The sequence below is a fragment of the Virgibacillus byunsanensis genome, assembly GCF_042675965.1.
GTDB lineage: Bacteria > Bacillota > Bacilli > Bacillales > Amphibacillaceae > Virgibacillus_R > Virgibacillus_R byunsanensis.
Map to the genome: position 1 here is coordinate 128,038 of NZ_JBHTKJ010000007.1, position 12,845 is coordinate 140,882.

The 12,845-nt window shown below is 35.5% G+C and carries 12 protein-coding genes and 1 pseudogene; 11 read left to right on the forward strand and 2 right to left on the reverse strand.

Annotation, left to right across the window (positions count from 1 at the left end; genetic code table 11):
* Nucleotides 1-41 precede the first annotated feature (41 nt).
* From ACFQ3N_RS02305 to ACFQ3N_RS02320, 4 genes are all read left to right on the forward strand, one after another.
* Nucleotides 42-1,049, forward strand: coding sequence for an ABC transporter substrate-binding protein (locus tag ACFQ3N_RS02305; RefSeq protein WP_390359160.1), 1,008 nt, complete (start codon nt 42-44; stop codon nt 1,047-1,049).
* A gap of 14 nt (nt 1,050-1,063) precedes the next feature.
* Nucleotides 1,064-1,354 (forward strand): thiamine-binding protein, encoded by a 291-nt coding sequence (locus ACFQ3N_RS02310; protein ID WP_390359162.1) that lies wholly within the window; start codon nt 1,064-1,066, stop codon nt 1,352-1,354.
* Nucleotides 1,355-1,436: 82 nt separating this feature from the next.
* The gene (locus tag ACFQ3N_RS02315) at nt 1,437-2,201 is read left to right on the forward strand and encodes an ABC transporter permease (protein WP_390359763.1); all 765 of its coding nucleotides are present in this window, start codon (nt 1,437-1,439) and stop codon (nt 2,199-2,201) included.
* Nucleotides 2,201-2,935, forward strand: coding sequence for an ABC transporter ATP-binding protein (locus tag ACFQ3N_RS02320; RefSeq protein WP_390359164.1), 735 nt, complete (start codon nt 2,201-2,203; stop codon nt 2,933-2,935). Before ACFQ3N_RS02315 ends, ACFQ3N_RS02320 begins: the two co-directional genes overlap by 1 nt.
* 266 nt (nt 2,936-3,201) lie before the next feature.
* Here ACFQ3N_RS02320 and ACFQ3N_RS02325 read toward each other — a convergent pair whose 3' ends face one another.
* Entirely contained in the window at nt 3,202-3,684 is a 483-nt protein-coding gene (locus ACFQ3N_RS02325) for a competence protein ComK (RefSeq protein ID WP_390359764.1), read from the reverse strand.
* A 786-nt stretch (nt 3,685-4,470) separates the two neighbouring features.
* Here ACFQ3N_RS02325 and ACFQ3N_RS02330 point away from each other — a divergent pair.
* The 7 genes from ACFQ3N_RS02330 to ACFQ3N_RS02360 all read left to right on the forward strand — a co-directional run bounded on the left by ACFQ3N_RS02330 (nt 4,471) and on the right by ACFQ3N_RS02360 (nt 11,144).
* A complete protein-coding gene (locus tag ACFQ3N_RS02330; RefSeq protein ID WP_390359166.1) occupies nt 4,471-4,620 on the forward strand; it encodes a hypothetical protein in 150 nt (49 codons plus the stop codon).
* A gap of 163 nt (nt 4,621-4,783) precedes the next feature.
* A complete protein-coding gene (locus tag ACFQ3N_RS02335; RefSeq protein ID WP_390359168.1) occupies nt 4,784-4,912 on the forward strand; it encodes a hypothetical protein in 129 nt (42 codons plus the stop codon).
* Nucleotides 4,913-4,937: 25 nt separating this feature from the next.
* A complete protein-coding gene (locus tag ACFQ3N_RS02340; RefSeq protein ID WP_390359169.1) occupies nt 4,938-5,156 on the forward strand; it encodes a hypothetical protein in 219 nt (72 codons plus the stop codon).
* A gap of 689 nt (nt 5,157-5,845) precedes the next feature.
* On the forward strand, nt 5,846-6,979 hold the full coding sequence (locus ACFQ3N_RS02345; protein ID WP_390359171.1) for an NAD/NADP octopine/nopaline dehydrogenase family protein: 1,134 nt from the start codon (nt 5,846-5,848) through the stop codon (nt 6,977-6,979).
* Between the two features lie 63 nt (nt 6,980-7,042).
* Nucleotides 7,043-8,041: a TAXI family TRAP transporter solute-binding subunit gene (locus ACFQ3N_RS02350; RefSeq protein WP_390359173.1), complete on the forward strand. Its 999-nt coding sequence runs from the start codon at nt 7,043-7,045 to the stop codon at nt 8,039-8,041.
* A 109-nt stretch (nt 8,042-8,150) separates the two neighbouring features.
* A complete protein-coding gene (locus ACFQ3N_RS02355) occupies nt 8,151-10,061 on the forward strand; it encodes a TRAP transporter permease (RefSeq protein ID WP_390359765.1) in 1,911 nt (636 codons plus the stop codon).
* Nucleotides 10,062-10,181: 120 nt separating this feature from the next.
* Nucleotides 10,182-11,144, forward strand: a complete 963-nt coding sequence (locus ACFQ3N_RS02360) for an aminopeptidase (RefSeq protein WP_390359175.1) — start codon at nt 10,182-10,184, stop codon at nt 11,142-11,144.
* A 537-nt stretch (nt 11,145-11,681) separates the two neighbouring features.
* On the opposite strand, the pseudogene ACFQ3N_RS02365 reads toward ACFQ3N_RS02360, so the two are convergent.
* Nucleotides 11,682-12,671: pseudogene (locus ACFQ3N_RS02365) on the reverse strand (IS91 family transposase); the annotation flags it as partial.
* Between the last annotated feature and the right edge of the window lie 174 nt (nt 12,672-12,845).

Below are 12,845 nucleotides of genomic sequence, written 5' to 3' on the forward strand. Positions count from 1 at the left end.
TAGCGAACCATTAAATAAAATAAGAAAGTAGGGGGATTTAATTGAAACGAATATTATTTTTCATCGTTATGTTAGTTATCGTGCTAGCTGGTTGTGTAAATGATCAAGAAACTAGTGGTGATAATTCTAATGCACAGGAGGAAGAAGAGTTAGAAAAAGTGACATTGGTATTGGATTGGACACCAAATACGAACCACACAGGGTTATATGTTGCACAGGCAGAAGAATATTTTAAACAGGAAGGCTTAAAGGTGGACATTACGTTACCTGGTGAATCCGGTGCTGATCAGGTAGTGGCATCTGGGCAAGCAGAGTTTGGGATTAGTGCACAAGAATCTATCACAGAAGCACGTATTCAGGATATACCGATTGTCTCCATTGCAGCAATCATTCAACATAATACGTCTGGGTTTGCTTCTCCTGTAGATAAAGGTATTACCTCACCAGCTGATTATGCTGGGAAAACCTACGGAGGTTGGGGTGCCCCAGTTGAAGCAGCGGTTATTGATTCTTTAATGAAACAAGAAAGCGCGGATGTTAATGATGTAAATATTATAAATATGGGAAATACTGATTTTTTTACGGCAGTCGAACGTGATGTTGACTTTGCTTGGATCTATTATGGATGGACTGGTGTGGAAGCAGAATTACGTGACGTTGAGCTTAACGTGCAATATCTAACCGATTATTCAGACGATCTCGACTATTATACGCCAGTTATCACAACGAATGAAAGCATGATCGATGAAAATCCAGATACAGTCGAAGCCTTTATGGCAGCTGTTTCTAAAGGTTATCAATATACGATTGAGAGTCCGGAAGAAGCTGCATCCATTTTAGTAGAGTCTGTACCGGATTTAGATGCTGAGTTAGTGGAAGCAAGTCAAGCATGGTTATCACCTCAATATCAGGATGATGCCGAACAATGGGGTATCCAGGATCAACAAACTTGGGAAAACTATTCGAAGTGGATGTATGAAAATGAGTTACTTGAAAAAGAACTGGATGCAGCGCAAGCATTTACGAATGAATTTTTACCAGAAAAATAATGAGGAGAAATAATATGACAAATGCACTTGTTAGTATTCAAATTATTCCCAAGACAAAGAATGGGGAAGATGTCATTCCATATGTGGATGCGGCGATTGAAGTTATTCAACAGGCTGGGATCAAGTATGAAGTACATCCACTTGAAACGACTATGGAAGGGGAGTTAACAGAGCTTTTGGCGGTTATCGAAAAAATGAATCAGAAAATGGTTGAACGAGGTAGTTCGAGTATAATTTCTCAGGTGAAGATTTACTATAACCCAGATGGCGCATCAATGGATGTATTGACAGAGAAGTACCGTTAAAAAGTATGTTTTTCTAGATAGTAGAGTGGAGCTAAGTTGAATGGAGGTGCGGGTGCGTTGGAAGTCAAAGCACCCTAATAGTATGAAAAAAATGCTAGCACAGGGATGGCGGCCGGTAACGGTCATCATCCTTTTACTTATCATATGGGAAATTAGCAGCAATTTGCTTTCAGTCCCGACATGGCTGCTACCAGCCCCATCAGAAATAGCACAAGAGGGGATAGCGAGTTGGGGGAACTTCCAACACCATTTCATTTCAACCATAAAATTATCGATTATCGGTTTTATCTGTGGTGTCAGTGGTGGGATTTTGATTGCGGTTATCCTTCATTTACTACCAAGTGTACGGCAGGCTTTTTATCCCTTGTTGATTCTATCGCAAAACGTTCCAATTATTGTGCTCGCACCATTACTTGTGATTTGGTTCGGATTTGGTGTGCTACCCAAAATACTAGTCATCACCCTCGTTTGCTTTTTCCCAATTTCAATAGCGGCATTGGATGGATTCCGACAGACAAGTACGGATTTGGTGCACTATATGCAGATGGCTGGTGCATCCAAACGGCAAATCTTTAGTAAGCTAGAGCTACCGCATGCCATGCCGGCGATTTTTTCCGGCTTGAAAATTTCAGCAACCTACAGTGTGATGGGTGCTGTAATTTCTGAATGGCTTGGTGCGAATCAAGGCATTGGGGTGTACATGACACTTGCACAATCATCATTTCGTACCGATCGTGTTTTTGTCGCTATCTTTTTTATTATGTTCTTATGCTTGCTGTTCTTTATACTAATTATTACATTGGAAAAGTTGCTTATTAAATGGCGTGCAACAGAGGAGGATAAGTGATGAGTGAACTGGTAGTCAAACAGGTAACGAAATCATTTGCTAATAAGAAGGTTTTGGATGACGTTTCATTTACAATAAAAGAGGGAGAGTTTGTCTCTTTACTTGGCCCATCCGGAAGTGGGAAAAGCACGCTTTTTCATTTGATCGGTGGTCTGTACCGTCCTGACACGGGTACTTTTTATTTAGATGGGGAAAGGATCAATGGCAAGCGGGGTGCGATAAGTTATACCCCGCAAAGTCCCTCGCTTTTTCCATGGCGCACTATCATTGACAATGTTGTATTAGGGGCAGAAATTTTTGCAAAACCTGATGTTGACCAGGCACGGGCAATGCTAAAAAAGGCAGGTTTAGCTGACTATGAAGATGCCTATCCTCATCACTTATCTGGTGGTATGCGTCAGCGGGTTGCCTTTGTAAGGTCGTTACTTAGTCCACAGTCATTTATCTGCTTGGATGAGCCATTTTCAGCATTGGATGAATTTACTCGATTAGAAATGCAAAAATGGTTGTTATCGATTTGGGAAGAAAATAGGAAATCAGTGCTATTCGTTACACATAACATTGAAGAAGCGATTTATTTATCGGATCGAATTATTATATTATCAAATAACCCAGCTACTGTGAAACGTGAAATTCAGGTTCCATTTGAGCGGCCACGACAAGAAGCCCTTCTGCTTACTGATGAGTTTCTTCAATGGAAAAGAGACATTTACCAGGAATTACGGGTGTTTTAAGAAGCATGGGGATGGTTCGAGACCAGTGAAAAAGTCTTTTTATAGAGAAGGAGGCATTCAAAACCTACCGTATGTAGGCTTCGGACATCAATTCTCATCTATATACAGATGAGAATTCGCAACGGTTTCAAAAATCATGCTTTTTTCACTGGTCTCGGATGGTTCTTGTGCTTCATTTGATTTTAATATCCTAATAAAACATTTGTTTTTATTCAAAATCTATGTAGTGTTAACTGTTTGAAAAGGAAAGGACCTTAAACCATTCTTTATTGCAAACACCAGAGCATATAGAATAGAACTGTTATACCAAGAGAAGTATTTCTCAATAGGGCTAACAGTTTTTTATTATATCGTTGTTGATTGAAATCTGCTTTTATATATAGTACCCCAACCATACATTCCAATGTTCGTTGCATTTGTTTTTCAAGACTATGCTTGGAGACGGCTATCGGAATTATTTTCCCGTTTTTAAAGATGACAAGTGAACCGTTACTTGAAGATGCGTCTTGTACGACTTGTAATATGTGATTATAGAAAATCCAATAACAATTTAAATCGTTCAGGGAATTGGTTAGGAAGGTGTAAATGTTCTTACTTTGGTTAATCGGAACCGGGACTTTTCGCTTGATTCCCAGATGGTGCATTACAGCAGTTCTTCTACCTTCAAAAGTAGACCAGTTGTCTAAACAGGATGATTTGATAATTTGGATAGGTGTTTTCCGAAGAACAATTGCTGATCTTTTTCCAATACAATCGTGTCATAATCGGGGTGCAGGTAATAGCGCTATGGTAGTTTATTTTGCGATATAGTCTGCTAGAATGGTTGTTACGTTTGCTTCTCTTTTGCTCTTGTTGTTTATCTTCTATTTCATTTATATAATCGAAAAAACGCTTAAAAAGGTGGCATTTAATCAAATATTTTTCTCGGTAAAGGATAGTGACCTTGTACAGGCGCTATCCTTTTTAAATTTATCCCTAACTTCGATAAACAACAATCAAAATGGTATTTTCCAGCTAGGGTTTTCAATTTTATGACACTTTTTTCATGGGAAATGGCATATTACGGCAAAATCCAGAAGTTTCGTATGATGACGATTTGTGGATCATAATCTATGATATTTAAAATAGATTAAAGGGGAGAAACAATGAACGAGGAAAGCAATAGGACGTTTGAAGAGATCTTTCAAACAAAATGAAATAAGAATTAACTACCATACAAGCTGAATATTAACGACCCACATCGGGAATTTTACGTGGAGGGTTTATATGCGATGTGAATAGCAATAAAAAATATCCAATCAGACAAAGAACTACTTGCAACCTATTTTAACTACACCATTCGCAATCGCCTCATTGACTGCTTCGAAAGAAAACAAGAGAAGGTCACAATCTGGAAAGGATTTGCCACGAGGAAGTATGTGAAATAGATAATGGCAAGCGTTTCGGATTATTGAAACTTCCTGTGGTTGATCCATCAGGTATCACCGTGTGATTTGAGTGAGAGTGAAGTCAAACCTAACCGGAAACAAATGAAAATGGATACAATTTTATATCATCGAAATAGGCCACTAAAAGACATTGCCCAGCAGGAAGGCGTAACAATTAATGCAGTGAAAAGCTGGGGAAGACAGGTCAATTTGAAATTGAAGGATGAGGCAGAATATCTGGCAATGCCTAACAAATAAATCAAAGAACTCTCTCTCCTAGCATGGAGAATGATTTATAGGTAAATGCACATATAGGAAAGGATTAGAAATAGTGAATTACATAAAAGAGATCAACTTCTTTTACGATCAAATTAAACGAAACCAACTATCAGCATCAGCTGTTACGTAATGGCACGCACAAATGCATATTTACAACAAAGCAATGTGGACGGATTCATTTACCGTAGAAGCACCAGTCTTACGGTTGAAGTCAGGATTAAAAGAAAGTTCATTTAAACGAGCAAGAACAGAGCTAAACGAAAAAGGCTAGTATATCGAATGATTGGGGCTGGGTTGTGGATCAGGAAGCGGGCCAAGGAACGGATCACTACAGGGACGGGCATGCGAACCACGGTATGGACCACCATACGGACCAAGACACGGACCGATTAATTAAACTAAATAAAGACGAAAGGAAACGAAATCAAACAAGACAAAATAATAATATAACTACAACAGATGCGTTCGTATTTTACCAAGAAAATTTTGAGGTATCAGTCCACAGTGTTGCATAGGGTTGACGATATGGTTGAGTAGAGGCCATGAGACTAGCATTAGAACAGGGCAAAGCGAATTGGGTTATGTGAAGGAAGTATGGGTGAATAAAGGGATTATTAGTGTCGAAGCAGTGGAAGCGGGTAGAAGTGTAAAGAGTTAATTCTGAAGAAACTTAGGAGACTTGGGATAGAAATGTAAAAAATCTGTTCTTAAATTAATCAAAATTAAATATAATGTTATTAAACAAGGCAGATCATTTAAAATTACCAAAAGAGTATTGACAATATTCTGAATTATTGTTATATTACAAATATAAAATAACTGTTTAATCTATTAGACTTCTCTGTGAAGGGGAGCTAATCATAGATAAAAGCCAGTTATATGGATAGAGGATGTGTTTTTTTGCGTATCCTCTGTTAATATAATTGGCTTTTTTAATACAAAATCTAATTATAATCTAATTATCTATTAGGAATATATTTACAATAATTTATATTAATAATTACTTAATAATATTAATAGAAATTGATCTCAAACTAATATTTCCGAACTTCTAAAGCTCTTATTTGGTATCTCCAAATGCGGAATTTTATACATTTTAATATACGTAATATGACAATGTTGTTAACTTTACCAAAATTTAAGTTCATAACTTTATTAGTTTAATAAAGGTCAATTTTTAAGGTTTTATGAGGGAGGTAGTATAGTGCTGAACAACTTAAATAATGGGTCAAAAATATGTGTTATAGGAGCTGGAAATGGAGGATTAGCAGCAGCAGCAGATTTAACTATAAGAGGAAATAAAGTTACACTTTTTGAATTACCTGAGTTTGAGCATACGCTTACAGATATAAAAAAAATTGGTGGACTATATTTAGAAACAATGGAAAGTTCAAATTTATTAGGTGGTTATGCAAACCTCTATAAAATCACAAATAAAATAGAAGATGCATTGGAAGAATCAGAAATTGTATTAATTATTGTACCAGCATTTGCGCATAGAAGAATTGCTGAGGTATGTGCAAAACATCTTAAAAGAGAACATATAGTGGTTTTAGCACCAAGTAATATGGGTGGAAGTATAGAATTTTATAACTCTATAATAGAGAACGGAGGTGAAAAAGATGTTATCATTTCTGAATTTGAATGTATGATGTATGCATGTCGAAAAATAAAATCAGATACTGTATATATTAGGGGTTATAAATATAATCTCGGTTTTTCTACATTCCCTTCATCACAAACAGACAAAGTCTTTAACAAAGTTAAAAATATATACCCAGAAATTATAAAAAGAAATAACGTTTTAGAAACAGGTATGTCTAACTGTAATCCAATTCTACATGTTCCCATTCTCTTATTTAATTTAAGTTTAATTGATAATAAAATTAATACACTCATGTATCATGAAGCATTCACTAACTCCATAGGCAATATTATAACTAGATTAGATGAAGAACGTTGTTCACTGAACAATACCACTAAAGATATCAACTTAGTTTCACTGAAAAATGTGATTAAATGTTGGTACTCTCATCAGGGTGCTAGAGGTACATCTTTTGTTGAAATAGTTGGAAAGAATCCTATTTATTATGCAAGTAAATTGCCCAGTAGTTTAAACCATAGGTACATTACAGAAGATGTACCTTTTGGATTGATTCCAATGCTATCATTTTTAAAAAAATTTGAGGGAAAATCTAGAAATATTCAATCTCTTGTGGATCTAGTATGTGTAACTACCGGTAATGATTATTACCAAAATGCTCGAACAATAGGTACTCTTAAATTAGAAGGAATGAGCAAGAAAGAGATAATAAGTTATGTTAAAAATCGTGCTTAATTATTAATTAGATAGATGTTGTATAGTGTTAACAATAAATTAAAATTTTAGGAGGTCATGGATTTGAAAAAACAAGGACTTTTTTGGATTTCTATGTTGGCCACTTTTTTTCTATTAGTGGGCTGTCAGTCTGATGAGGCTGGATCTGATGAAATTGGTGATGTAAAGATGGTTACAGGTGATCAAGCAGGGTCATGGATTACTATTGGTGCAGGAATTGCAGATGGAGCTAATGACTATTTTGAAGGTTTTCCAATTACAGCAACTCCGGGACCTGGATCTGTCGGAAATCCTGCAACTGTTTCAACTGGTGAAGCTGATATTGGAATGTCCTATCCACCATTTCTCTTAGAAGCCAAAGCTGGTAATGAACCATTTGAAGAGAAAATGACTAATCTTAGAGCTGTTGCGGCCTTGACTCAAACTGTTGTACATTTATATCAAAATGCAGACATGGATGCAAAATCTGTAGAAGGACTTATTTCTGATAAAACACAAATGACCCTAGGCGTTCCGCCAGCAGGGCAGGGAAGTAATTATATATCTCAAATTGTCTTTTCATCCTTAGGTATTGAAGATGCTGAAAAGGAATTGGAACAGTGGGGCGCAAGTATCTATTATGGAAGTGGAACTGACTTGGTAGGTGGGTGGAAAGACCGACATGTGGATGCAGTGATGAGTACATATAACATACCTGCTTCTGCAGTAGAAGAGTCATTAACTGCAAGAGAAGGAAAGATTATGGATATGGGGTCAAGCTTAGTAGATATATTGGTTGAAGAAAGGGGATTTACGGAATTTACTATTCCATCTGGGACTTATACAGGTCAAGATAATGAAGTTCATACTGTAAGTTTACCTATTGTTTTGTTTGCAAGAGAAGATACACCCGACGAAGTTATTTATAATTTAACGAAATCTATTTATGAAAATAAGGAGTCTTTGGAAGGGGTTCATAACTCATTCAGTAATTTTAATCCTGAAAATATGGCTACAGGTTTAGGAATTCAAGTTCACTCTGGTGCAGAGGAATTTTATACTGAAATGGGATTAATGGATTAATGGGTTAAGAGGATTGATTGAGTTAGGGGAAAGTATATCTATTACTTTCCCCTAAAAAATATAAAGTTTAGGAGGTAAATAGATGGCAAAAGGCACTGAAAATGGGAAAATGAGGAAATTACACGGTTTTACAAGAATTTATGCGTTCATCATAGGTGTTAGCCTCACTCTTATAACATTTTACACAGCTTTTGAAGGCGTCTTCCTCCCAATGATTCAAAGATCAATCCATTTAAACCTAATACTTGCTCTTGTATTCTTATGGTTTCCTGCTAGACAAAACAAATCACCTAGAGACAGACCATCAGTCTTAGATTATACATTATCAATATTATCAATCCTTAGTCTATTCTGGACTTTATTTAATCATCCACGTTTTTTAACACGAATTTTATTTTACTCAGACTTAAGTTTACTTGATATGATGTCTGGAATAATAATTATTGTTCTGACTATAGAAGCAGGAAGACGAACTATGGGATGGGTATTAACTAGCCTTTCATTAATTTTTATTTGTTACGGATTATTTGGTCAATATATGCCTTCAATACTTTCTCACTCTGGATTAGGTATTCAGGATCTTGTTGAAATCATGTACTATTCTGGAGATGGTTTATTTGGCTCTTTAATGGGTTTATCTGCAACTATTTTATTCTCATTTATTGCATTTGGTACATTCTTGCAGGGAACAAATACTGACCGATACTATATGGATATTAGTTTGGCAATAGCAGGGAATAAAGCTGGTGGTCCCGCAAAAGTATCAGTGCTTAGTAGTGCTGCAATGGGGAGTATTTCGGGTAGTACTATGGCAAATGTAGTTACTACTGGTACATTAACAATACCATTAATGAAAAAAACTGGTTATAAGCCTCATGAAGCAGGTGCAATAGAAACAGTAGCATCAGCTGCAGGACAAATAACACCTCCAATTATGGGAACAGGAGCTTTTTTGATGGCAGAAGTAATAGGTGTAAAATATCTAGACATTATGATGGTATCTATTATTCCAGCATTGATTTTTTTTACGACAATTTGGTTTTTTATAGATGCTAAGGCTAGAAAGAAGGGGATTTCTGGTTTAGATAAGAATGAAACGCCTGATCTGAAAAAAAGTATAATAAGAAGTTGGCATTTATTCTTACCTATAGTTATTCTAGTGATTATGCTTTTAAATAATTTCACACCATTTATTGCTGGTAGTGTAACGACAATATTAATATTTATAATGGCTATGCTACGAAAAGAAACAAGAATGGGGATTAAAAAATTATTTCTAATTATAGAGAAATGTTCTATAAATATGATGATGATTACAGGAATTATTGCGTGTGCTGCAATAATCGTAGCGGTTATAAACCAAACCGGTATGATGATGAAGTCAACTTCTATTATATTAAGTCTGTCCGGTGGCAGCTTAATTATAACCATATTACTATTAGCACTCCTGTCATACATTTTGGGGATGGGACTACCGGTTGTAACAGCTTATTTAATATTAGCAGCTCTAGGAGCACCAGCTTTAATTGAATTAGGAATTCCGGCATTAGCAGCTCATTTAACTATTTTCTGGTTTTCACAATTATCTACTATAACACCACCAGTTTGTATGACAGCCTTTGCAGCAGCAGCTATTGCAAAAGCAAATCCGATGAGAACAGGATTTAATGCATTAAAAATCGGAACACCATTTTACCTAGTACCAATATTATTTTTGTTCACAGATATATTAACTGGTAATTGGTTGACAGGTATAATTGTAGGAATTTCTGCAATGTCTGCATTATATATGTTTAGTGGCAGCACTGAAGGTTATTTATTTGGCCAAGCAAATAAATATGTTAGATCACTAGGAATGCTTGGATTTTTATGTATATTTTCGTCAACATTCAATTTATTTAGTTTAATAGAGTCTTTAATTATATTAAGTATTGGTATACTTATTTCCCTAGCAATTTGGGTTTATCAAGCAAAAAATAACAGTAGAACATCTAATCATAAAATTGAACATATAGGTTAAGTATAATCGTTAATAAGAGGATGTAATAGTTACATCAAGTACGTTGTTTAATAAAAAGTAGAATTGATTTTAGATAGAGTGATAAGAATCTAGATAATATTAGAGGGGAGACGATGAATTATGAAAATTATTGATGCGTTTGTTACTGCAGAGTCGATTGTGAAGAAACATTTGGCTATAAAGCCTAACGAAGAAGTTGTTCTAGTAGCTGACTCTGAAACTGATATGGAGATTGTTTATACCTTAGCTGGGGTTATTAAATCAGTAGGAGCAGATTATACAATAGCTATTATGCCTAATAGAGACCATTCTAATTCTGCAATGATGACTAAATTTATAGATAAAGGTCTAGAAGCAGCTGACGTTCTTATTGGGGTTACAAAAGCCTCGGGTGCTCCATGTTATTCAGCAGTAGCACAGCAAATGTTTTATGATGGTAAAATTCGAACAATGTCGATGGTTTTTAGGAACTTGAATCACTTTACAAAAGGTGGAGCTACTGCTGACTATGACGAAATAGTCAAAAATGCTGATAGGCTTGCTGATATATGGAGGAATGGAAAGGAGATTCATGTTACGAGTAAAAAAGGTACTGATTTAAGGGCTCCAATTGTAAAAGAAAGAGTCAGGATTGAAAATGGATTTGCAACCAAAGTAGGTGATGAATGTGCCTTTTCAGATGGTGAAGTTTTTATGTATCCTGTTGCTGGAGTCGACGGAATAGCTGTTATTGATGGACCAATTTATCGATTTGGTTTGCCAGAAGATATAATGAAAATAAAAGTAAATGAAGGAAAAGCAATATCTATAGAGGGAAATGGAGATGCTGTTAACCAACTAAAAGAGATTGTTTTTTCCGTAGAAAATGCAGAAAATTTTGCTGAACTTGCTATAGGATTAAACCCATGCTCTTTAATAAATGGAGATTTTGAAGAAGAGAAGAAAGCACTTGGAAATGTTCATTTTGCGTTAGGGAAAACACCTGTAGTATATAGTGCTATTCACATGGATTTAATCATGAGAGAAGGAACAGTGGAAATTGATAATAAATTAGTTCTGAAAGATGGAAAATTAATGATTTAATTATTCGTTATACAAGTTATGAGTAAAGCTTTGGTGACACAGGTTACAGTACTGAAATAGTGTTTATTTAGATGATAAGCATTTCGGGTTTTTCAAAGGATATGGAAAGTAATAAAACACATTTATAAATTGCAATGTAATAATAGGAGATGATTTAATGTCTGACTTAGAATTTTCTGTTGAAGGGTCTGTTGGAATTATCAAGTTAAAGAAGCATGGGGACGGTTCATAAAGGGGACAATCGGAAGTTTAGCGCGGAAGAAGGCACAATTAGCGGATATAATCTGCTAATTGTGCCTTCTTTAAATTATATGTATCTAATAACGCAAAATTTTTGATTGCCCTAGAAGAATAAAGTCACGGGAGTAGTGCGTCCCCCTTGGGGTTTCAATATTTTACTTTCCCTTTAAATTTCTTTTTTCTCTTTGTATCGTCTATAATAAAGCATTTCAACATCACTGAAAATAGTATTTTGGTTATACCTCCCAGCTCCCCACTGAAGAGGCTTTTAAAAAGAGATATGAAATTTCTTTTATATTAAGAGGAATCTTCTGATTTACATACAGTAAGATGTGTTTTTTTACAACCGGGACATAAGGTTACATCTTTTCCTAGTAGTATAGACAAAATTCCTATGTTGGTGAGACCTTCAAATTGTGGTTTATAGACAGGACTTCTCCTTAGCCTTCGGCAAATGACAAGTTTTGTTTTTCTATTACGATTAGCCAGTAATCCATAATGCCTAATCTTTATAAACCCTCTTGGGAGAACATGCATTAAAAACCGGCGAATAAATTCAATGGTCTTCAAGGTCACTTGCTTCTTTTTATTACTATCTTTATAATCCTTTACACCAATAGTAACGGTATCATTATCCACAGAAATAATTCTCTGATTCGAGATGGCAATACGATGGGTGTAACGACCAATGTATTTCATTACCGGTAAAGGACCTCCAAAAGTAGGTTTCGTGTAACTATACCAATCTAGTTTGTAACATTCATCTATTAATTTCTGAAATTGTTTTGGTTCTTTGTATTCCTCTAAGTCTTTATAAAATTCAAGTTGGTTTTCCTGATAATATTGCCTTAAATAATATAGGTATTTACCACAAAACTTCTTGGATAGAACTTTTATGGGGATAAAAAATTTTTGACTAGTGCTCTTCCATTGATTCTGTTTCGTAAGTCCTCCAGCTAATACGACCGTATGAATATGAGGATGATAATGTAAATTTTGTCGCCACGTATGTAAGACGAAAAAAAAGCCAATCCGCGCTCCTAAATACTTTTTATCTGCGGAAAGCTCCATTAAAGTTTCTACCACTGCTTTGTAGATTAAATCGTACAGTATTTTTTGGTTATGATAAATGACTCCAAGTAGTTGCTTCGGCATCGTAAATACCACATGGAAATAAGGGGCATTTAAAATATCTATTTTTCGTTGATCTACCCATATTTCTTTATTCACACCTTGGCAAGTAGGACAGTGCCGATTACGACAGGAATGATGTCTTATGACAGTGTGGTCTTCTGTCAAGAAAATGACACTCCACTTTAGCAAACCATTCATTCAAAACAACTACCGCGCTGCGCTTGCTGGGGCCGTAGAAGAGATAAATCCAAAACTGTTATTTATCTCTTCTACGGCCAAATGGTTAATTATTAGCTATTTTACAGTGTATTGGCCCGAAAGCTTCTT